This window comes from Streptomyces sp. NBC_00433, assembly GCA_036015235.1.
GTDB lineage: Bacteria > Actinomycetota > Actinomycetes > Streptomycetales > Streptomycetaceae > Actinacidiphila.
The window spans coordinates 2,112,836-2,134,447 of the sequence record CP107926.1 but is presented as its reverse complement, the minus strand read 5'-3'; the positions used below and the strand labels follow the sequence as shown (position 1 = coordinate 2,134,447).

The following is a 21,612-nucleotide window of genomic DNA, read 5'->3' as shown; positions in this document are numbered from 1 at the left end:
GGACCCGGCGCCGGACGATGTGCGCGGCCGCTTGTCCGTCGTCAACCACCGGCCATCTCGGCGAGCTTGGTCACCGTGTTCCAGTTGCGGTTGGTGGCCGCCATGCCCAGGCCGCGGTCGGTGAGCCGGGCGGCGAGCTTCGAATTGCGGATGGAGTCGGGGAAGTGGGCGTAGATCTCCCGCTCGCCCGCCCGGAAGTCGTCCGGCGCGTACGCCTTCCGGTCGAGCGCGGCGAGCCGGTCGAGGGGGACGGACCCGGCGAGGAAGATCACCAGGAAGCGGGAGCCGTCGACCCCGGTCATGTCGAACGGGTTGGCCGCCACGACCCGCCGCAGGTATTCGGCGGTGCGGACCATGCAGGTGATGCTCAGGCCCAACTCGTCGGCGAGCGCCTGCTGGAGCGCGTCGGCCAGCGTCTGCGGGTCGGTGTCCTCGTGGGTGAAGACGGCGTTCCCGCTCTGCAGGTGCGTACGGATCCCGGTGCCGCCGATCGCGGCCAGCAGCTCGCGCAGGGTCTGCATCGGGACCCTGGCCTTGCCCCCGACGTTGATTCCGCGCAGCAGCGCGACATATCCGGTGCTGGTCGTGGTCACACCCGACACCGTAACCGGCGGCACCGACAGGGACCCGGAGCGACGGGCGCGGACATGGACCCGGCGGGTGCGCGCGTGAGAGCGGACGCGGCGGTACTCCGCGCTGCGGGAGGGATATGTAATTTCCGGATTTCCGCGAATCATGCACGATGTCGCTCGTTCGGGTAACGCTAGGACGCCGGAACGGTTCGGCAGGCCGCACGGTGGCTACCTTCGCGGCCATGAGCACCAGCGCGCCCAAGGACGCCGGTCACGACCGCCCCGTCGTCACCGAACTGCGGCTGTCCGCCTTCAAGTCACACCGCGGGGCGACCTTCGCGCTCGGCCCGATCACCCTGCTCACCGGCGGCAGCGGCACCGGCAAGTCCAGTGTCCTCGAAGGGCTCGCCGCACTCGGCCGGCTGGCCTGCGGCGCCGAACTCGCCGAGGTCTTCGGGTCGGTGGTGCGCGGCGGCGCGGCGGCCTGCGTGCCGCAGGGTGCCCAGCCGGACGCGCAGGGGCGGCGCGGCTTCCGTATCGGCTGCACGGTGACAGGTCCCGTCGGGCCGGTGCGGCTGGACGTCGCGGTGCAGGCGGAGCCGACGCTGCGGATCGTCGGCGAGCGGCTGACCGGCGCCGGCGAGACCCTGCTCACCACGGCGCTGCGCGACCCGGCCCGGCGCACCGTGCAGGCGGCCTGGCACACGGCGGGCGAGGTCTCGGTCACCCGTGCCCCGCTGCCGGACAACGTCCTGGCCAGCGCCCTGCTGCCGCTGCGGGTCTCCGGACGCACCGACGGGCAGCGGCTGGTGCTCGCCGCAGCCGAGCAGCTGGTGGTGGCGCTGCGCGGGATCTTCCCGGTGGCACCGCGGCCCGAACTGATGCGCGCCCCCGTGCTGTTGGGCGACGGGCGGCTGCGTGCCGCCTGCGACAACCTGTCCGCCGTTCTGGCCAGGACCGAAGGCGAGTGCGGCACGCGGCACGCGGCGCTGGTCAACGCGGTGCGGGCGGTGTGCAGTCCGCCGGTCGAGGGCCTGACCGTGCTGCCCGCGGTGCTTCCCCCGCCGGGCGACGGCCGGGCGCCGCTGGACGCGGTGATCGCCGCGGTGGACCGCGGCCCGCTGGGCGTGGTGCCGGTCGACCGGCTCGGCGACGGCGAACTGCGCTTCCTGGCACTGGCGTTGGTGCTGCTCACCGGTCCGGGCGTGCTGGATGTCGACACCAGTACGGAGCTGCTGCCGGCCGGCCAGGTGCTCACCGTGCTGGGCGACGGGCTCGACCTGGGCCTCGACGGCAGGCAGCTGCGCGAACTGCTGCGGCTCGCCGGGATGGCCGCCGCCCGCGGCCACATCCGGCTGCTCGGCACGGTCCAGGACCCCGGCTGCGCGGAGGGCCTGGGCGGTGTGACGGTCGCCCGGCTCGGCGAGGGCAGGCGGGTGCCGGCGCAGGAGGCGGGGGAGGCGGACCGCGGTGGTGAGCGGAGCGGCGGTACGGGCGCGGTCGCGGCCGGCGGGAAGGGCGCGGGCGCCGGCGGGGGAGGGGACGCGGGCGGAGCGGGGCGGGAGGAGGAGGGGTGCGGCGATGCGGTAGACCAGTCCGGGTGACCGGACAACCACCGGACCTCGCGGCCCTGCAGCGCCGCCTGGTCGAATTCGCCGCCGCCCGTGACTGGGAGCCCTTCCACACCCCGAAGAATCTGGCCGCCGCGCTGAGCGTCGAGGCGTCCGAGCTGCTGGAGGTCTTCCAGTGGCTGACGCCCGAGCAGTCGTCGGCGGTGATGGCGGACCCCGAGTCCGCCCACCGGGTGCGCGACGAGGTCGCGGACGTGCTGGCGTATCTGCTGCAGTTCTGCGCGGTGCTGGAGATCGATGTGCTGGCCGCGCTGGCGGCCAAGATCGACAGGAACGAGGAGCGCTTCCCGCGGACCGGCCGGTCGGCGGGTCCCTCGACCGGGTGAGTATTCGTCGTGGATATCCACAGGTGCGAGGTTTTCCACAGATGTCGCGACCGACCTTTTCGCGGGTGCGACGAGTGTGTCACTCTGAGTGATGTCGGCAGGTGGTGAAGGGGTCACCACCGCTGGTGTCGAGGGGGTGCACTGATGGACGCGGCACGGTTGGTGGCGGAGTCGGAGCGGGTGATGCGCGGGGCGCCGCAGCCCGAGGACGTGATCGAGGAGGCCTGGCAGGCGGGCGAGCTGGTCGAGGCGCTGGACCGGCTGCTGGCCGCCGGGCAGCAGCGGTCGGCGGCGGAGACGGAGGGGGCGGGCACGGCTCGGGCAGCCGGCACTGCCTGGGCGGCGATGACCGGTGGCCGGGCGGGGCCGGTGCTCGCGGCTGCGGGGGCGGGGCCGCCGCGGGCGGCGAGGATGACGGCGGTCCGCGATCCGGCGGGGACGTTGCGGGCACTGCGGGTGCTGCTCGGCGAGATCACCGATGCCCTGGTGGGGCTCACCTGTGCGGTGCAGGACGAGGGTGCGTATTGGCAGTGCATCGAGGCGCTGGACGCGGTGGACGAGGCCAAGGACCGGGTGCGGGCGCTGGCCCGCGGCGAGCGGATGCCGGGGGAGCCGGGGACCGGGGGGTTGCCATGTGTCGATTGACGGGCGGGCGCGGGTTGAGTGCAGGATGGGGGAATGGATCTGCGAATCTTCACCGAGCCCCAGCAGGGGGCCGACTACGACACGCTGCTCGCGGTCGCCAAGGCCACGGAAGACCTCGGCTTCGACGCCTTCTTCCGGTCGGACCACTATCTGACGATGGGCGGCGACGGACTGCCGGGACCCACGGACGCGTGGGTCACCCTGGCCGGCCTCGCCCGGGAGACCAGCAGGATCAGGCTCGGCACCTTGATGTCGGCCGGCACCTTCCGGCTGCCCGGTGTGCTGGCGATCCAGGTGGCGCAGGTCGACGCGATGTCGGGTGGAAGGGTCGAGTTCGGGCTTGGTGCCGGCTGGTTCGAGGCGGAGCACACCGCCTACGGCATCCCGTTCCCGAAGGAGAAGATCGGCCGGCTCGCCGAGCAGCTCGCGGTGATCACCGGGCTGTGGGCCACCCCGGTCGGCAAGACCTTCGACTTCGAGGGGGAGTTCTACCAGCTCAAGGACAGCCCGGCGCTGCCCAAGCCCGCGCAGGCCAAGGTGCCGGTGCTGATCGGCGGCATGGGTGCCAAGCGCACCCCGGAGCTGGCGGCGCGCTATGCCGACGAGTTCAACGTGCCCTTCGCCTCGATCGAGGACTCCGGCCGGCAGATCGGGCGGGTCCAGGACGCGGTGCGGGCGGCCGGGCGCGCGGCCGACAGCATGGTGTATTCGAACGCGCTGGTGGTCTGCGTCGGCCGGGACGACGCGGAAGTGGCCAGGCGGGCGGCGGCGATCGGCCGCGAGGTCGCGGACCTGAAGGAGAACGGGCTGGCCGGGTCGCCGGCGGAGGTCGTGGAGAAGATCGGGCGGTATGCCGAGCAGGGCGCCACCCGCTTCTACCTCCAGACCCTCGACCTCAGCGATCTGGACCACCTGGAGCTGATCGCCGCCCAGGTCAAGCCGCAGCTGGGCTGAGGCCGCGCGATGCCGACACCGTCAGCGGTCCCGCCCGCGCCTGCCGGGGAGTTGGGCGCGCTGCTGGCGGCGGGCCGCACCCTGGTGCTGGACGGCGGGCTGTCCAACCAGCTCGCCGACCAGGGCTGCGACCTGTCCGACCCGCTCTGGACGGCCCGGCTGCTCGCCGACGACCCCGGGCAGATCGAGGCGGCCCACCGGGCGTATGTGCGGGCGGGCGCGGATGTGCTGATCACCTCGGGCTACCAGGCCAGTTACGAGGGCTTCGCCCGCCGCGGCATCGCGCGGGCCGAGGCGTCGGCGCTGCTGCGGCGCAGCGTGGAGCTGGCCCGCCGGGCGGCCGAGGGCCGGCCGGGAGTGCGGGTGGCGGCGTCGGTCGGGCCGTACGGAGCGGTGCTCGCCGACGGCAGCGAATACCGCGGGCGGTACGGCTTGACGGTGGGTGAGCTGGAGCGTTTCCACCGGCCGAGGATCGAGGCGGCGGCCGCCGCGGGGCCCGACGTCCTGGCGTTGGAGACGGTGCCGGACCTCGACGAGGCCGAGGCGATGCTGCGGGCGGCGGCGCCCACAGGTCTGCCGGTGTGGCTGTCCTACACTGCCGACGGCGACCGGACCCGGGCCGGGCAGCCGCTGGCCGAGGCCTTCGCGCTGGCCGCGGGCCGCGACGAGGTGGTCGCGGTGGGCGTCAACTGCTGCGCGCCGCGTGATGTGCTGCCCGCGGTGGAGCTGGCGGCCGCGGTCACCGGCAAGCCGGTGGTGGCCTACCCCAACAGTGGCGAGCAGTGGAATGCCGCGGCACGCGACTGGGAGGGCGCCCCCGACCTGTCCCCGCTCCTCGCCGCCGCCTGGCACGCGTCCGGCGCCCGCCTGATCGGCGGCTGCTGCCGCGTCGGCCCTCCCGCGATCACCGCCCTGCGCACCGCCCTGCCCTGACGGCGCATTGCCGCGGCGCCGGCTCGGCGGCCCGGCCGCTCCGACCGGGCCTGCCCCGGCCGTGGTTGGCCCGCAGATGCCGCACGCCGCCGCCCCGGTGGCCTCCCGGCCGCCCCGACCCGGCCGCGGTTGGCCGGCGGTACCTGCCCGGCACCCCCGGACGCCCCGGCCCCGGGGAAAACACCTGGGCAGGGGGTGGGGCGGCGGGGATACTCGGTCGGGTGTTTCTGACGATCTCCACCACGGGCAGTGCCGCGGGGCCGGCGACGGACCTCGGGTATCTGCTGCACAAGCACCCGGGCAGGGCCCAGGTCTTCGCCACCTCCTACGGTGACGCGCACGTCTTCTACCCCGAGGCGGGTGACGAGCGCTGCACGGCCGCGCTGCTGCTCGAAGTCGATCCGCCGGCGCTCGTGCGGCGCGGGCGGGGCAAGGGCAGGGGCGGGGCGCCGGACGCGGCGCTGGCGCAGTACGTGAACGACCGGCCGTACGCCGCGTCGTCGCTGCTCGCGGTGGCGCTGCGGACGGTCTTCGCCAGCGCGCTGCGCGGCGAGTGCCGCGCGCTGCCCGAGCGGGCCGCCGCGCCGCTGCCGCTGCGGGTCGAGGTGCCCGCGCTGCCCGCACGCGGCGGACCCGCGCTGGTGGCCCGGCTGTTCGAGCCGCTGGGCTGGCAGGTGGCCGCGGAACCGGTGCCGCTGGACGACCACTTCCCCGAGTGGGGCGACTCGCGGTACGTACGGCTGGTGCTCGAAGGCGAGCTGCGGCTGTCCGACGCGCTGCGGCACCTCTACGTGCTGCTGCCGGTGCTGGACGACGCGAAGCACTACTGGGTCTCGGCCGACGAGGTGGACAAGCTGCTGCGGTTCGGGGAGGGCTGGCTCGCCGGGCACCCCGAGCAGCAGCTGATCACCCGGCGCTATCTGGCCCGCCGCTGGTCGCTCACCCGGGAGGCCGACGAGCGCCTTGAACTGGTGCGGCTGGCCGACGCCGACGGCGTGGAGGTCGAGGAGATCGACAACGCCGTCGAGGCCGAGCAGCCGGACGGCTCGCAGGAGCGCCCGGCGCCGCTGGCGGTGCAGCGCCGCGAGGCGATCCTCGCCGGGCTGCGCGCGGCCGGCGCCACCCGGGTGCTGGACCTGGGCTGCGGCCAGGGCCAGTTGGTGGCCGCGCTGCTCAAGGAGCCGCGCTTCACCGAGATCGTCGGCGTCGACGTCTCGGTGCGCGCACTGGAGATGGCCGCCCGCCGGCTGCGCCTGGACCGCATGGGCGAGCGGCAGTCCTCCCGCCTCACGCTGCTCCAGGGGTCGCTGGCGTACACCGACAAGCGGCTCAAGGGCTATGACGCGGCGGTGCTCAGCGAGGTCGTCGAGCATCTGGACCCGCCGCGGCTGCCCGCGCTCGAATACGCCGTCTTCGGCGCCGCCCGCCCGCGGACGGTGATCGTGACGACGCCGAACGTCGAGTACAACGTGCGCTGGGAGACGCTGCCGGCCGGTCACCGCCGGCACGCCGACCACCGCTTCGAGTGGACCCGGCGGGAATTCCGCGACTGGGCCGGGGCGGTGGCCGACCGCTACGGCTACGCCGTGGAATTCCGGCCCGTCGGCCCCGACGACCCCGAGGTGGGCCCGCCCACCCAGCTCGCACACTTCACCGGCACCGACAACCACGAGAAGAAGAAGGAGGACGCGGCATGACCGGCGACGACCGTGACGGCGCCACCGCCGCGCCCCGCACCCTCGGCGTCACCGAGATGTCCCTGGTGGTGCTGATCGGCGCCACCGGCTCGGGCAAGTCCACCTTCGCGGCCCGGCACTTCAAGCCCACCGAGGTGATCTCCTCGGACTTCTGCCGCGGCCTGGTCAGCGACGACGAGAACGACCAGAGCGCTACCGGCGACGCCTTCGACGTGCTGCACTACATCGCGGGCAAGCGGCTCGCGGCGGGTCGGCTGACCGTGGTGGACGCCACCAACGTGCAGCCGGAGAGCCGCAGTCACCTGGTGAAGCTGGCCAGGGACCACGACGTGCTGCCCATCGCCATCGTGCTCGACGTGCCCGAGCAGGTGTGCGCCGAGCGCAACGCGGCACGCTCCGACCGGGCGGGCATGCCCCGGCATGTCATCGCGCGGCACCAGCGCGAGCTGCGCCGCTCGCTGCGCGGCCTGGAGCGCGAGGGCTTCCGCAAGGTCCACGTCCTGCGCGGCACCGCGGAGATCGACGCCGCCCGTATCGTCGGCGAGCGGGCCTACAACAACCTGCGGCACCTCACCGGGCCGTTCGACATCATCGGCGACGTCCACGGCTGCGCGTCCGAGCTGGAGACGCTGCTCGCCGAGCTCGGCTACGACGACGGCCGGCACCCGGCCGGCCGCACCGCGGTCTTCGTCGGCGACCTGGTCGACCGCGGCCCGGACAGCCCCGGCGTGCTGCGCCGCGTCATGGGCATGGTCGAGGCGGGCACCGCCCTGTGCGTGTCCGGCAACCACGAGAACAAGCTGGGCCGGCACCTCAAGGGCCGCCGCGTCCAGCCCACCCACGGCCTGGCCGAGACGCTGGAGCAGTTCGCCCGCGAGGACGAGCGCGACCCGGACTTCCGCGGCCGGGTCGCCGACTTCATCGGCGGCCTGATCAGCCACTACGTCCTGGACGGCGGCCGGCTGGTGGTCTGCCACGCGGGCCTGCCGGAGAAATACCACGGCCGCACCTCAGGACGGGTCCGCTCGCACGCGCTCTACGGCGACACCACCGGCGAGACCGACGAGTTCGGCCTGCCCGTCCGCTACCCGTGGGCCGAGGACTACCGCGGCAGCGCCGCCGTCGTCTACGGCCACACGCCCGTGCCCGCCACGTCCTGGATCAACAACACCCTCTGCCTCGACACCGGCGCCGTCTTCGGCGGCCGGCTGACCGCCCTGCGCTGGCCCGAGCGCGAGATCGTGGATGTGCCGGCCGAGCAGGTCTGGTACGAGCCGGTCAAGCCGCTGCTGTCCGACGCGCCCGGCGGCCGCGAGGGGCGCCCGCTCGACCTGGACGACGTCGCGGGGCGCAGGGTCGTCGAGACGACCCTGATGGGACGCCTCGCGGTGCGCGAGCAGAACGCGGCGGCGGCCCTTGAGGTGATGAGCCGCTTCGCGGTCGACCCGCGGCTGCTGGGCTACCTGCCGCCGACGATGGCGCCCTGCACCACCTCCACGGAGGACGGCTACCTCGAACACCCCGCGGAGGCCTTCGCCTCCTACCGGGCCGACGGGGTGCGGCAGGTGGTGTGCGAGGAGAAGCACATGGGCTCCCGCGCGGTCGCTCTGGTCTGCCGCGACGAGGCGGCCGCCGCCGAGCGGTTCGGCGCCGCCCCGGGGGTCACCGGGACGCTGCACACCCGCACCGGCCGGCCGTTCTTCGACGACCCGGCCGTCACGGAGGCGGTGCTCGACCGGGTGCGGACCGCCGCCACCGCGGCGGGGCTGTGGGACGAGCTGGACACCGACTGGCTGCTGCTCGACGCCGAGCTGCTGCCGTGGTCGCTCAAGGCGTCCGGGCTGCTGCGCAAGCAGTACGCGGCGGTCGGCGCCGCCGCCGGTGCCGCCTTCCCGCCGGCCGTCGCCGCGCTCCGCGCCGCGGCGGACCGCGGGGCGGACGTCGGCGAGCTGCTGGCCAGGCAGCACGAGCGGGCCGCCGACGCGCAGGCCTTCACCGACGCCTACCGCCGCTACTGCTGGACGACCGACGGCCTGGAAGGGGTCCACCTCGCCCCCTTCCAGCTGCTCGCCGTCCGCGACCGCAACCTCGCGGGCGAGCTGTCGCAGGACCGGCAGCTCGCGCTCATCGACCGGCTGGTCGACGCCGACCCGACCGGGCTGCTGCGCACCACCCGGCGGCTGCTCGTCGACACCGGGGACGAGGCGTCGGTCGCGGCCGGTACGCAGTGGTGGCTCGACCTGACCGGGGCCGGCGGCGAGGGCATGGTCGTCAAGCCGCTCGAAGCGCTGGCCCGCGATCCCAAGGGCGGCCTCGTGCAGCCGGGCGTCAAGTGCCGCGGCCGCGAGTATCTGCGCATCATCTACGGCGCCGAATACACCCGCCCGGCCCACCTCGCCCGCCTCCGCCGGCGTGCGCTGGGCCACAAGCGCTCGCTCGCGCTGCGGGAGTACGCGCTCGGCCTCGAAGCCCTCGACCGCCGTGCCTCGGGCGCACCCCTGTGGCGTGTCCATGAGGCCGTCTTCGCCGTCCTGGCCCTCGAGTCCGAGCCGGTGGACCCCCGCCTGTAGGCCCGGCCCCCGCCGGGCCCAGCCGCCCTGGGCCCGGCGGGGGTCGCACACGGGATATATGGCATCGCACGTGGGAAGCTCTGCTTTCATGGGATTTCACGTGGACTCCGAGACCGGGCGGCTGCGCCGCGTCATCCTGCACCGGCCCGATCTGGAGCTGAAGCGGCTGACGCCGACGAACAAGGACGCGCTGCTGTTCGACGACGTCCTGTGGGTGCGCAGGGCCCGCGCGGAGCACGACGGCTTCGCCGACGTGCTGCGGGACCGCGGGGTCGAGGTGCACCTGTTCGGTGACCTGCTGACCGAGTCGCTGGAGTCGCCCGCCGCGAAGGCGCTCGTGCTCGACCGGGTCTTCGACGAGAAGGAGTACGGGCCGCTGGCCACCGGGCCGCTGCGGGAGGCGTTCGACCGGCTGGCCCCGGCGGAGCTGACCGAGGCGCTGGTCGGCGGGATGACCAAGCGCGAGTTCCTCGACCGCTTCGCGGAGCCGGTCTCGGTCCGCTTCCACGCCATGGACCTGGACGACTTCCTGCTGGCGCCGCTGCCGAACCACATCTTCACCCGGGACACCTCGGCCTGGGTCTACGACGGGGTCAGCATCAACGCGATGCGCTGGCCCGCCCGCCGGCGCGAGACCGTGCACTTCGAGGCGATCTACCGGCACCACCCGCTGTTCGCGGACGGCGGCTTCCACATCTGGTCGGAGGGCCAGAGCGCCTACCCCTCGACGATCGAGGGCGGTGACGTGCTGGTGATCGGGGCGGGCGCGGTGCTGATCGGGATGAGCGAGCGGACCACCCCGCAGGCGGTGGAGATGCTGGCCCGCGGGATGTTCGCGGCGGGTTCCGCGCGGACCATCGTGGCGCTCGACATGCCGAAGCGGCGTGCGTTCATGCACCTGGACACGGTGATGACGATGGTCGACGGCGACACGTTCACGCAGTACGCGGGCCTGGGCATGCTGCCGTCGTACACCATCGAACCCGGCTCGGAGGTCGGCGAGCTGAAGGTCACCGACCACGCGCCCGAGCACATGCACCGGGCCATCGCGGCGGCGCTCGGCCTGGACTCGGTGAAGGTGCTGACCGCGACGCAGGACGTGCACGCGGCCGAGCGGGAGCAGTGGGACGACGGCTGCAACGTGCTGGCGGTGGAGCCCGGTGTGGTGGTGGCCTACGAGCGCAACGCGACCACCAACACCTTCCTGCGCAAGCGCGGCATCGAGGTGATCGAGATTCCGGGGAGCGAGCTGGGCCGGGGGCGCGGCGGGCCGCGCTGTATGAGCTGCCCGATCGAGCGCGACCCGGTGTGAGCTGCGCCGCTGCCGGGAATGCCGTTAGCAGGGACCGTGCGGCAGTGGCGGGGGAGCCGGAGAAGGGGCTGTATAAGAATGCCTATCCTCGTATAGACTTCCACGGTTGCCGATGAACCACCGACCGAGGAGTCCCCGCATGGCCGTCGATCTCAAGGGCCGCCACTTCGTCAAGGAGCTGGACTTCACGCCCGAGGAGTTCCTCGGCCTGGTGGAGCTGGCCGCCGATCTCAAGGCCGCCAAGCGGGCCGGTGCGGAGGAGCCGCGGCTGCGGGGCCGCAACATCGCGCTGATCTTCGAGAAGACCTCCACCAGGACCCGCTGCGCCTTCGAGGTCGCCGCGGCCGACCAGGGCGCCACCACCACGTATCTGGACCCGGCGGGTTCGCAGATCGGGCACAAGGAGTCGGTCAAGGACACCGCCCGGGTGCTGGGCCGGATGTTCGACGCCATCGAATACCGCGGCGCCAGCCAGACCGCCGTCGAGGAGCTGGCGCTGCACGCCGGGGTGCCGGTCTACAACGGGCTCACCGACGACTGGCACCCCACCCAGATGCTCGCCGACGTGCTCACCATGGCCGAGCACACCAGCGGCGGCGCCGCGGGCCTCGGCTCGGGCGGGGTGGCCTTCGCCTACCTCGGCGACGCCCGGTTCAACATGGGCAATTCCTATCTCATCACCGGCGCCCTGCTCGGCCTCGACGTGCGGATCGTCGCGCCGCGCGCGTACTGGCCGGGCGAGGACGTCGTCGCCCGCGCCCGCAAGCTCGCCGAAGCCACCGGCGCCGAGGTCCGGCTCACCGAGGACATCGCGGAAGGCGTCCTGGGCTGCGACTTCGTGGTGACCGACGTCTGGGTCTCGATGGGCGAGCCGAAGGAGGTGTGGGCCGAGCGGATCGCCGCGCTCGCGCCGTACGCGGTCACGATGGACGTGCTGCGGGCCACCGGCAAGCCCGGCGTGAAGTTCCTGCACTGCCTGCCCGCCTACCACGACCTCGGCACGGAGGTCGGCCGGCTGATCCACGACCAGTACGGCCTGAGCGAGCTGGAGGTCACCGACGAGGTCTTCGAGTCGGCTCACTCCGTCGTCTTCGACCAGGCCGAGAACCGTATGCACACCATCAAGGCCGTCCTGGTGTCGACACTGGCGTGAGGTGCCGGCCCGGCACCGGGGCGCCCCCGGTGCCGGGCCGGACCGCTGCCGGGACCGGGCGGCTCAGACCCGGTCGGCCACGATCAGCAGATACTGGAAACTGCCGTTCTTGTACGCCGTCAGGAACGTGTCCTCGATCCCGGTGACCAGGTGCTCCGCGGTCTTGCGCAGCTCCCAGTACGGGATGGTGGCCTGCGTGAGGTCCTCGACGTGGACCGGGACGAGGCGGTGCCGGGCCATGGCGCGGAAGTATTCGGACCGCGGGTGGATGTCGCAGATGTAGTGGGCGTTGATCAGCGACACCTCGCGGGAGGCCTGCCCGTAGGTGTCGTTGTAGCAGCCGGTGACCACGACGTAGCGTCCGCCGCGGCGCAGCAGCCGGGAGTGCTCGGCGAACAGCAGGTCCAGCTCGACGTACATGGTCGACTCGTTGTTCCAGGACGCCGCGTACGCGCCCGTGGAGAAGCCGGTGTCCAGCATGTTGCGGTGGTGGTAGCGCACCTTGCCGTCGATGCCCCGGGCGCGCGCCTGGCCGTTGGCGAAGGCCGCCTGCTTGGTGGAGAGCGTCACTCCGTCGGCGTGGCAGTCGTAGCGCTGGTGCGCCACCACGCTGCCGCCGCCGCGGCCGCATCCGGCGTCGAAGACCCGGTCGGCGGGGGAGAGCGGCCCGAGGTGCGAGGCGAGCAGTTCGGCCTGGGCCTGCTCCAGCCGGTGCAGCTCCGCGGTGACCCGCTCGGCCCGCCGCGCGGGATCGGTCTCGTCGAGTACGGACCATTTGACGTCGCCGACGCCGTAGTGGTGGTGGTACAGGTCGTCGATCCCGCCGAGTTCGAGGTTGACCGGGTTCTGCTCGGCGTTCCAGTAGTCCGCGACGCGGCTCTGGTAGGTGGACTGGGCGGGCAGCGAAACAGTGGCGCCGGACTGGGGGATGGCCAACGGTGGCTCCTCGTGCGTGTGCTGGTACGGGTGCTGTGCTGCTGGTCGTCGCGGATGCGTCGCGGGGACGCGGGGGCGCGCGGGAATGCGCGGGGTCACCAGTAGTTGGGCAGGAAGTAGCGGTGGCTGTTGGTCGCGTGCCATTCGTGGTTGCCGGCCACCCAGTCGGACAGGCCCAGGGCGTAGCGCTCCACGACGGGCGAGGCCGCCGACAGGGCCGCCGCCTCCTCCTCGAAGGCCGCCATGACCTCGTTGTGGATCTCGACGCTCCGCAGGTAGCCGGCCTTCAGGCCGCGCCCCTCGTTGGCGGCCACCACCTGCGGCAGGTTGAGATGGTCGGGGTCGCTCGCCATCTCCTTGGCGAAGGAGTAGAGGTCGTTGACGATGGTGGTCGCGTTGCAGGCCAGCGCCGTGATCCGCTGGATCTCGGGGCGGGCGTATACCTGCTCGGGCAGCTCGTAGCCGTCGATCGCGTCGACGAGCGACAGGCACGGGCGGAAGTTGTTGAACTGCCGCATGACCAGGTATTCCCACACCTTGGGGGCGTACCGCGTCTCCGCCCAGGCGGCCTCGGCGAGGTAGCCCTGGTGCAGGCGGGCCATGTCGTGCACGAAGCGGTCGGTCTGGCTGGGGGTGGCGAAGCCGGCGTAGTCCCTCATCGCCCAGTGGTAGGAGCGCAGCGGGCCGTCGGCCTGCACGCCCTGCCGCCACTCGGCCTCCAGCTCCGGTGTGCCGTGGAAGGGGTCGATCGCCGACTGGGCCATGATCAGCGGGCCGCCGAGCCCGCGGTGCGATCCGCCGCGGCCCTCGTCCTCCTCGCAGTAGCAGCTGTCGACCAGGTTCTCGGCGAGCAGCAGCTCGCCGGCCACGGTCACCCGGTCCAGGTCGGCGGCGCGCGGGTGCTGGAGCACCACGGCCCTGCCGAACTGGAAGCCGGTGAAGTCCCCCCTCCAGGCCGGCGGGAAGAGGTCGAGATCCCGCGCCCAGGCCTCCAGCCTGCGGTCGACCTCCTTGACCTTCTCCGGGTCCGCCGGGACGGCGGGCCGGTATCTGAGCCCGGGGATCGCTCCGCCGCGACGGGGGCGGGCGAGTTGCGGCGGGCCGGGCAGCCGGCGCGGTGCGCCGGCGTTCACGGGAGCGCTCACGGCGTACTCCACTGGGCCGCGCGGCCGATCCGGACGTTCTCCGGGATCCCGGCCGCGCCGGGGACCGGATCTCCGGTCACCGACGCGAGGGCGCCTTCCGGTGTGGACACGTTTTCCTCCCGGCGGATGGACACAGGTACGCGGCCCGGGCGCCCCCCCATGGCAGGGCGCCCCGACCGCGACTCCAAGCCAACCAGCGGGCACGCGGGCCCGGTATGGCGCGAAAGGGGGCGCTTCGCGCACTGGCGGTGCCAAACCTCCACATGAGGCAGCGGTGGGGGGCGCGATGTCCCGCGCGCCCCACCGCTGCCCTCCGCCGGTCAGATGTCGCGGAAGATCTCGATCTGCGCGCCGATCGTGTTCAGCCGCTCCGCCAGGTCCTCGTAGCCGCGGTTGATGACGTAGACGTTGCGCAGCACCGAGGTGCCCTCGGCCGCCATCATGGCCAGCAGGATGACCACCGCGGGGCGCAGCGCCGGCGGGCACATCATCTCCGAGGCGCGCCAGCGGGTCGGGCCCTCCACCATGATCCGGTGCGGGTCGAGGAGTTTGACGGCCGCGCCGAGCCGGGTCAGCTCGGTGAGGTAGATCGCGCGGTTGTCGTAGACCCAGTCGTGGATGAGGGTCGAGCCCTGGGCGGTCGCGGCGATGGCCGCGAAGAAGGGCACGTTGTCGATGTTCAGGCCGGGGAAGGGCATCGGGTGGATCTTGTCGATCGGCGAACGCAGCTTGGACGGGCGGACGGTGAGGTCCACCAGCCGGGTGCGGCCGTTGTCCGCGCGGTATTCCGGGGTCAGTTCGAAGTCCAGGCCCATCTCCTCCAGGACCGCGAGCTCGATCTCCAGGAATTCGATCGGCGCCCGGCGGATGGTCAGCTCGGACTCGGTGACCACGGCCGCGGCCAGCAGGCTCATCGCCTCGACCGGGTCCTCGGAGGGCGCGTAGTCGACGTCCCTGTCGATGTGCGCCACGCCGTGCACGGTCAGCGTGGTGGTGCCGATGCCCTCGACCTTGACGCCCAGCTCTTCGAGGAAGAAGCACAGGTCCTGGACCATGTAGTTGGAGCTGGCATTCCGGATGACGGTGACGCCCTCGTAGCGGGCGGCGGCCAGCAGCGCGTTCTCGGTCACGGTGTCGCCGCGCTCGGTCAGCACGATCGGGCGGTGCGGGGCGATACCGCCGGTCACCTCGGCGTGGTAGGAGCCGTCGGTGGCGGTGACGTCGAGGCCGAAGTGCCGCAGCGCGTTCATGTGCGGCTGGACCGTTCGGGTGCCGAGGTCGCAGCCGCCGGCGTACGGAATCCTGAAGCGGTCGGTCCTGTGCAGCAGCGGGCCGAGGAACATGATCACGCTGCGGGTGCGGCGGGCGGCCTCGGTGTCCATCGCGGCCAGGTCGAGCGTGGCGGGCGGGACGATCTCCAGGTCGTTGCCGTCGTTGATCCACCGGGTGCGCACCCCGATGCTGCCGAGCACTTCGAGGATGCGGTAGACCTCCTCGATCCTGGCGACCCGGCGCAGGGTGGTGCGTCCTGCGTTCAGCAGCGTCGCGCACAGCAGGGCGACGCAGGCGTTCTTGCTCGTCTTGACGTCTATGGCGCCGGACAGCCGGCGGCCGCCGACCACCCGCAGGTGCATGGGGCCCGAATAGCCGAGCGAGACGATCTCGCTGTCGAGGGCCTCGCCGATTCTGGCGATCATCTCAAGGCTGATGTTCTGATTGCCCCGCTCGATGCGGTTCACCGCGCTCTGGCTGGTGCCGAGCGCGTCCGCGAGGTGGGTCTGTGTCCAGCCGCGATGCTGCCGGGCGTCCCTGATGAGCCTGCCGATACGTGCGAGGTAGTCGTCGGTCATATCGGTGACCCTATCTCATATATGAGATCAGGCAACGCGGGTACCGCCATTCGTGGCCTCTGCCGGGTTGACCCGGACGGCCGATACCGCGCGCCCCGGACGGCTGAGCGGACCGCTTTCACCGTACCGACTGTGGCCCGTCGCGCAACCCCCGCCACATACGTCACACCGGCGGGAAGGACGCGGCGGCCGCACATGAACCTTCCGCCGTCATGTACTAGAGTTATCTCGACATCGAGATATCTGCCGAGGCGTACCGCGACAGCGCTGGCAGCGCCGCCGCGGGGATGCGCGCGCAAGGACGCAGGACGACGCATGAAGGAGACTGCCGTGTCGGCGAACAGCTTCGACGCCCGCAGCACACTGCAGGTGGGCGACGAGTCGTACGAGATTTTCCGGCTGGACAAGGTGGAGGGCTCCGCCCGGCTGCCCTACAGCCTGAAGGTGCTGCTGGAGAACCTGCTCCGCACCGAGGACGGTGCGAACATCACGGCCGGGCACATCAGCGCGGTCGGCGGCTGGGACTCGCAGGCGCAGCCCAGCCAGGAGATCCAGTTCACGCCGGCCCGGGTGATCATGCAGGACTTCACCGGCGTGCCGTGCGTGGTGGACCTGGCCACCATGCGCGAGGCCGTGAAGGAGCTGGGCGGCGACCCGGCCCGTATCAACCCGCTGGCGCCGGCCGAGCTGGTCATCGACCACTCGGTGATCGCCGACCGCTTCGGCACCCCCGACTCGTTCGCGCAGAATGTCGAGCTGGAGTACGGCCGCAACAAGGAGCGCTACCAGTTCCTGCGCTGGGGCCAGACCGCCTTCGACGAATTCAAGGTCGTCCCGCCCGGCACCGGAATCGTTCACCAGGTGAACATCGAGCACCTGGCCCGCACGGTCATGGTCAGGAACGGCCAGGCCTACCCCGACACCCTGGTCGGCACCGACTCGCACACCACGATGGTCAACGGCCTCGGTGTGCTCGGCTGGGGCGTCGGCGGCATCGAGGCCGAGGCCGCGATGCTCGGCCAGCCGGTCTCCATGCTGATCCCGCGGGTGGTCGGCTTCAAGCTGACCGGCGAGCTGCCCACCGGCACCACCGCCACCGACCTGGTGCTCACCATCACCGAGATGCTCCGCAAGCACGGGGTCGTCGGCAAGTTCGTGGAATTCTACGGCGAGGGCGTCGGCGCCACGTCGCTGGCCAACCGCGCCACGATCGGCAACATGTCGCCGGAGTTCGGCTCGACCGCCGCGATCTTCCCGATCGATGCAGAGACCATCAACTACCTGAAGCTGACCGGCCGCTCCGAGCAGCAGGTGGCGCTCGTCGAGGCGTACGCCAAGGAGCAGGGCCTGTGGCTGGACCCGGCCGCCGAGCCGGACTACTCCGAGAAGCTGGAGCTGGACCTGTCCACGGTGGTCCCGTCCATCGCCGGGCCCAAGCGCCCGCAGGACCGGATCGTGCTGGCGCGGGCCGCCGAGCAGTTCGCCGTCGACGTGCGCAACTACGTGACCGACGACGAGGAGGCGGGCAAGGAGTCCTTCCCGGCCTCGGACTCCCCGACAGGGCCTGGGGGCACCTCCCAGGCCGCAGGCCCTGGGGGAGGGGTGCCGACCAAGCCGACCCTGGTCACCGCCGAGGACGGCAGCACCTACGAGATCGACCACGGCGCCGTGACGGTCGCCGCCATCACGTCCTGCACGAACACCTCGAACCCCTACGTGATGGTGGCCGCCGCGCTGGTGGCCAAGAAGGCGGTCGAGAAGGGCCTGACCCGCAAGCCCTGGGTCAAGACCACGCTGGCCCCCGGCTCGAAGGTCGTCACCGACTACTTCGACAAGGCCGGCCTGACCCCGTACCTGGACAAGCTCGGCTTCAACCTCGTCGGCTACGGCTGCACCACCTGCATCGGCAATTCCGGGCCGCTGCCGGAGGAGGTCTCCCAGGCGGTCAACACGGCCGACCTGGCGGTCGCCGCGGTGCTGTCGGGCAACCGCAACTTCGAGGGCCGGATCAACCCGGACGTCAAGATGAACTACCTGGCGTCGCCGCCGCTGGTCGTCGCGTACGCCATCGCGGGCTCGATGAAGGTGGACATCACCCGGGACGCGCTGGGCACCGACCGGGACGGCAAGCCGGTCCACCTCGACGACATCTGGCCGACCGAGGCCGAGGTCAACGACGTGGTCGCGTCCGCGATCGGCGAGGACATGTTCCGCAGCTCCTACAGCGACGTCTTCGCCGGCGACGCCCAGTGGCAGGCGCTGTCGATCCCGACCGGCAACACCTTCGAGTGGGACCCGCAGTCCACCTACGTCCGCAAGCCCCCGTATTTCGAGGGCATGGGCACGGACCCGGAGCCGGTCACCGACATCAGCGGCGCCCGGGTGCTCGCCAAGCTCGGCGACTCGGTCACCACCGACCACATCTCGCCGGCCGGCGCGATCAAGGCCGACACCCCGGCCGGCCAGTACCTGACCGAGCACGGCGTGGAGCGCCGCGACTTCAACAGCTACGGCTCGCGCCGCGGCAACCACGAGGTCATGATCCGCGGCACGTTCGCCAACATCCGGCTGCGCAACCAGATCGCCCCCGGCACCGAGGGCGGCTTCACGCGCGACTTCACCCAGCCGGACGGGCCGGTGGCGTTCATCTACGACGCCTCGCGCAACTACATCGAGCAGGGCACCCCGCTGGTCGTCCTGGCGGGCAAGGAGTACGGCTCGGGCTCGTCGCGCGACTGGGCCGCCAAGGGCACCGCGCTGCTCGGCGTCAAGGCGGTCATCGCGGAGTCCTACGAGCGCATCCACCGCTCCAACCTGATCGGCATGGGGGTGCTGCCGCTGCAGTACCCGGAGGGCGCCACGGCGGCCACGCTGGGCCTCACGGGCGAGGAGGCGTACTCCTTCACGGGTGTCACCGCGCTCAACGACGGCTCGACTCCGAGCACGGTGAAGGTCACCACCGACACCGGTGTGGAGTTCGACGCGGTGGTCCGAATCGACACCCCCGGCGAAGCGGACTATTACCGCAATGGCGGCATCATGCAGTACGTGCTGAGGTCGCTCATCCGGCAGTAGCCGAGCGGACTTACTCACGAGTAGCGCGGACCGCGTCTCCCCGCCGGGGAGGCGCGGTCCGTCCCATTTGCGGAAGCCAATCCGCCGATCGTCCGCCATCGGCTCGTAGGGGTTGCTCTGACCTGCGGTTTTGCCGTCCCGCATTTCGGACAGGTCTCAACTCGGGAAAGCTTGCCGACCAAACGCGCTCTTGATCTTGCCCTGTCGGAGAGAAGTGGACTATACCTGTGCGCGTCCAGGGAACCTGCTGGAGCGCGGGGTCAGGCGGGTCAATCGGCGGGGTGGCACCGCCGGTCGTCGGATATCGTTCCCTGCCTCACTGGATGCACGGCATCACTCAAGCTTCAACTGTTCGCGGGCGTCGGCGGATTCCGCTGCACCGCATGAGTCCTGGAGAAGGCGAGGACTTGAGCATGGGATCCGAGTTCAACCGGCGCGATGCAATCAAGCGGGCAATGGCGATCGGCGTGGTGGCGATTCCGTCGGCTTCGCTGCTGTCGGCATGTGCCACGTCCAGTGGTGGGGACAAGAACAAGCCGGTGGCGACCGGCACCAAGTCGGCCAGCAACCCGCTGGGTGTCAAGAACGGCGCGCCGCTTGAGGCATTCGTCTTCAAGGGCGGTTTCGGCGACGACTACATCAAGGCCGCCGAGTCCGCGTACAACACGACCTACGGCACCACCGTCAAGCACACCGGCACGCAGGCCATCGGCCCGAAGCTGCAGCCGCGCTTCGCGAACAACACGCCGCCGGACTTCATGGACAACTCCGGCGCCGACAACCTCGACACCGCGGCCCTCGCCAAGGAGGGCAAGCTGCTCGACCTGACGCCGCTGCTGGACGCCCCGACCATCGACGACCCGGCCAAGAAGGTCCGCGACGTCCTGATCGCCGGCACCGTCGAGCAGGGCCAGTACGGCTCGCAGGCGATGTACGCGCTCAACTACGCCTTCACCGTCTACGGCAGCTGGTACTCCAACAAGCTCTTCCAGGCCAAGGGCTGGACGTACCCCAAGACCTTCGACGAGATGATCGCGCTCGGCGCCAAGGCCAAGGCCGCCGGTGTCGCGCTGTTCACCTACCCGGGCAAGTACCCGTACTACGTGCACTTCGACCTCTTCGCCCAGATCGGCAAGGTCGGCGGCAAGGACGTGCTCAACGCCATCGACGACCTGGAGGACGGCGCCTTCCAGGTCGACGCGGTCAAGCAGGTCGTGGGCTACTACGAGGAGCTGGCCGCCAAGAAGTACTTCCTGGCCGGCTCCGAGGGCAAGACGCACATCCAGATGCAGACCGACTGGACCAAGGGCAAGGCGGCCCTGGTGGCCGACGGCTCGTGGGTGGAGAACGAGGCCGCCCCGACCATGCCCAAGGACTTCGACCTGGCGGTCGGCCCGCTGGTCGGCGGCGGCGACAGCGACAAGCTGCCCTACGGCACGCTCTACGCGGCCGCCGGCGAGCCCTTCATCGTGGCCGCCAACGGCAAGAACCCGGCCGGCGGCATGGAGCTGCTGCGCATCATGCTCGCCAAGAAGCAGACGGACAACTTCACCAACACCATCAAGTCCCTCACCTGCGTCGCCGGTTCCGCCGAGGGCCTGACCCTCACCCCGGGCCTGGCCTCCGCGAGCGTCGCGCTCAAGGCGGCGGGTGCGAACGTGCTGAACGCCCGCATCCAGGACTGGTACGTCAAGCTCAACCAGGAGACGATCGGCAACCTGACGGCGCAGCTGCTCACCGGGCAGATCACCGCCGCCAAGTGGATCGAGGGCGCCCAGAAGGCCTCCGACGCCACCAAGAAGGACTCGTCCGTGCCCAAGTTCAAGCACCTCTGACAGGTCATTCCCCTAACGGCTGAGACGAGAGCGACCGGCGACATGCGACACGGCAAGTACCGGTTCATCATCGGATTTCTGGCGATTCCCCTGGCGCTGTACGGGGTCCTTGTGATCTCACCCTTCGTGCAGGACTTCCAGATCTCGTTGACGGACTGGACCGGACTCACCCCCGACAAGCACTACATCGGGTTCGACAACTACCGGAAGATCATTCACAACCACCTCTTCTGGCAGTCGCTGTGGCACAACGTCCTGCTGCTGCTGATCGTGCCGGTCGTGACGCTGGCGCTCGGTCTGTTCTTCGCTTTCATGCTCAATGTCGGCGGCCGGCGCAAAGGCAGCGCGTCGGTCGCCGGCGTCAGGGGATCAGGCGCCTACAAAATCATCTTCTTCTTCCCGCAGGTGCTCTCCGTCGCGGTGATCGCCATCCTGTGGCAGCAGATCTACAACCCGGACCCCGAGGAGGGCGTCCTCAACGTCGTGCTGCACGGGATCGGGCTCGGCTCGCAGACCCAGTCCTGGCTCGGCGACCCGAAACTGGCGCTGGCCTGCATCATGGCGGTGATGGTCTGGGCGAACGTCGGCTTCTACGTGGTGCTCTTCTCGGCGGGCATGTCCTCCATCCCGACGGAGATCTACGAGGCCTCGCTGCTGGACGGCGCCAACCGGACGACCACCTTCTTCCGGGTCACCCTGCCGCTGCTGTCCGACACCGTCGCCACCGGCTGGGTCTACATGGGCATCATCGCCATGGACGCCTTCGCCTACGTGCAGCTGATGTCGGTCAACAACGGCGGTCCGAACGAGAAGACCGACGTCGTGCCGCTGCTGCTGTTCAAGACGGCCTTCCGTGACAACAGCCAGTACGGCCTGGCGGCGGCCATGGGTGTCGCCATGCTGCTCGTGACGCTGGTGTTCGCCGTACTGACGCTGCGGCTGTCGCGCCGCGAGCGTATCGAGTTCTAGGGGTGCCCC

Annotated in this window: 16 protein-coding genes; 12 read left to right on the top strand and 4 right to left on the bottom strand. The window is 71.4% G+C overall.

Translation table 11 applies throughout. The features are described 5' to 3' along the window. Positions 1–41 precede the first annotated feature (41 nt). Positions 42–593: a DUF1697 domain-containing protein gene (locus OG900_08695; protein WUH90174.1), complete on the bottom strand. Its 552-nt coding sequence runs from the start codon at positions 591–593 to the stop codon at positions 42–44. A 221-nt stretch (positions 594–814) separates the two neighbouring features. On the opposite strand from OG900_08695, the gene OG900_08690 reads away from it, so the two are divergent. From OG900_08690 to argF, 9 genes are all read left to right on the top strand, one after another. Further along, positions 815–2,176 carry an ATP-binding protein gene (locus tag OG900_08690; protein WUH90173.1) on the top strand — a complete coding sequence of 454 codons (1,362 nt, stop codon included), beginning with the start codon at positions 815–817 and terminating at the stop codon, positions 2,174–2,176. Further along, entirely contained in the window at positions 2,173–2,529 is a 357-nt protein-coding gene (locus OG900_08685) for a nucleotide pyrophosphohydrolase (protein ID WUH90172.1), read from the top strand. Before OG900_08690 ends, OG900_08685 begins: the two co-directional genes overlap by 4 nt. 144 nt (positions 2,530–2,673) lie before the next feature. Continuing rightward, complete coding sequence (locus OG900_08680; GenBank protein ID WUH90171.1) at positions 2,674–3,174, top strand: DUF6099 family protein; 501 nt, start codon at positions 2,674–2,676, stop codon at positions 3,172–3,174. Between the two features lie 33 nt (positions 3,175–3,207). Next, positions 3,208–4,128 carry an LLM class F420-dependent oxidoreductase gene (locus OG900_08675; GenBank protein WUH90170.1) on the top strand — a complete coding sequence of 307 codons (921 nt, stop codon included), beginning with the start codon at positions 3,208–3,210 and terminating at the stop codon, positions 4,126–4,128. A 9-nt stretch (positions 4,129–4,137) separates the two neighbouring features. After that, entirely contained in the window at positions 4,138–5,061 is a 924-nt protein-coding gene (mmuM, locus tag OG900_08670; protein WUH90169.1) for a homocysteine S-methyltransferase, read from the top strand. A gap of 221 nt (positions 5,062–5,282) precedes the next feature. Then, positions 5,283–6,758, top strand: coding sequence for a 3' terminal RNA ribose 2'-O-methyltransferase Hen1 (locus tag OG900_08665; GenBank protein WUH90168.1), 1,476 nt, complete (start codon positions 5,283–5,285; stop codon positions 6,756–6,758). Beyond that, a complete protein-coding gene (locus OG900_08660) occupies positions 6,755–9,328 on the top strand; it encodes a polynucleotide kinase-phosphatase (GenBank protein WUH90167.1) in 2,574 nt (857 codons plus the stop codon). Before OG900_08665 ends, OG900_08660 begins: the two co-directional genes overlap by 4 nt. Positions 9,329–9,416: 88 nt before the next feature. Further along, positions 9,417–10,640, top strand: a complete 1,224-nt coding sequence (locus tag OG900_08655) for an arginine deiminase (protein WUH90166.1) — start codon at positions 9,417–9,419, stop codon at positions 10,638–10,640. Positions 10,641–10,779: 139 nt separating this feature from the next. Beyond that, a complete protein-coding gene (gene argF, locus OG900_08650; GenBank protein WUH90165.1) occupies positions 10,780–11,793 on the top strand; it encodes an ornithine carbamoyltransferase in 1,014 nt (337 codons plus the stop codon). Between the two features lie 63 nt (positions 11,794–11,856). Here argF and OG900_08645 read toward each other — a convergent pair whose 3' ends face one another. The 3 genes from OG900_08645 to OG900_08635 form a co-directional block, all read right to left on the bottom strand. Continuing rightward, positions 11,857–12,729, bottom strand: coding sequence for a class I SAM-dependent methyltransferase (locus OG900_08645; GenBank protein ID WUH90164.1), 873 nt, complete (start codon positions 12,727–12,729; stop codon positions 11,857–11,859). Between the two features lie 95 nt (positions 12,730–12,824). Then, a complete protein-coding gene (locus OG900_08640; GenBank protein ID WUH90163.1) occupies positions 12,825–13,874 on the bottom strand; it encodes a family 2 encapsulin nanocompartment cargo protein terpene cyclase in 1,050 nt (349 codons plus the stop codon). 320 nt (positions 13,875–14,194) lie between these two features. Then, on the bottom strand, positions 14,195–15,724 hold the full coding sequence (locus OG900_08635; GenBank protein ID WUH90162.1) for a UDP-N-acetylglucosamine 1-carboxyvinyltransferase: 1,530 nt from the start codon (positions 15,722–15,724) through the stop codon (positions 14,195–14,197). Between the two features lie 315 nt (positions 15,725–16,039). Here OG900_08635 and acnA point away from each other — a divergent pair, with 315 nt between their 5' ends. The 3 genes from acnA to OG900_08620 all read left to right on the top strand — a co-directional run bounded on the left by acnA (position 16,040) and on the right by OG900_08620 (position 21,603). Then, positions 16,040–18,799, top strand: coding sequence for an aconitate hydratase AcnA (acnA, locus tag OG900_08630; GenBank protein WUH90161.1), 2,760 nt, complete (start codon positions 16,040–16,042; stop codon positions 18,797–18,799). Between the two features lie 413 nt (positions 18,800–19,212). Further along, positions 19,213–20,634 carry an N-acetylglucosamine/diacetylchitobiose ABC transporter substrate-binding protein gene (ngcE, locus tag OG900_08625; protein WUH90160.1) on the top strand — a complete coding sequence of 474 codons (1,422 nt, stop codon included), beginning with the start codon at positions 19,213–19,215 and terminating at the stop codon, positions 20,632–20,634. Positions 20,635–20,676: 42 nt separating this feature from the next. Then, positions 20,677–21,603, top strand: coding sequence for a sugar ABC transporter permease (locus tag OG900_08620; protein ID WUH90159.1), 927 nt, complete (start codon positions 20,677–20,679; stop codon positions 21,601–21,603). Positions 21,604–21,612: the final 9 nt, after the last annotated feature.

Coding starts and splice junctions, on each gene's coding strand:
- OG900_08690 (WUH90173.1), top strand. CDS start 815: ATGAGCACCAGCGCGCCCAAGGACGCCGGTCACGACCGCCCCGTCGTC.
- OG900_08680 (WUH90171.1), top strand. CDS start 2,674: ATGGACGCGGCACGGTTGGTGGCGGAGTCGGAGCGGGTGATGCGCGGG.
- OG900_08675 (WUH90170.1), top strand. CDS start 3,208: ATGGATCTGCGAATCTTCACCGAGCCCCAGCAGGGGGCCGACTACGAC.
- mmuM (WUH90169.1), top strand. CDS start 4,138: ATGCCGACACCGTCAGCGGTCCCGCCCGCGCCTGCCGGGGAGTTGGGC.
- OG900_08660 (WUH90167.1), top strand. CDS start 6,755: ATGACCGGCGACGACCGTGACGGCGCCACCGCCGCGCCCCGCACCCTC.
- OG900_08655 (WUH90166.1), top strand. CDS start 9,417: ATGGGATTTCACGTGGACTCCGAGACCGGGCGGCTGCGCCGCGTCATC.
- argF (WUH90165.1), top strand. CDS start 10,780: ATGGCCGTCGATCTCAAGGGCCGCCACTTCGTCAAGGAGCTGGACTTC.
- OG900_08635 (WUH90162.1), bottom strand. CDS start 15,724: ATGACCGACGACTACCTCGCACGTATCGGCAGGCTCATCAGGGACGCC.
- acnA (WUH90161.1), top strand. CDS start 16,040: ATGAAGGAGACTGCCGTGTCGGCGAACAGCTTCGACGCCCGCAGCACA.
- ngcE (WUH90160.1), top strand. CDS start 19,213: ATGGGATCCGAGTTCAACCGGCGCGATGCAATCAAGCGGGCAATGGCG.
- OG900_08620 (WUH90159.1), top strand. CDS start 20,677: ATGCGACACGGCAAGTACCGGTTCATCATCGGATTTCTGGCGATTCCC.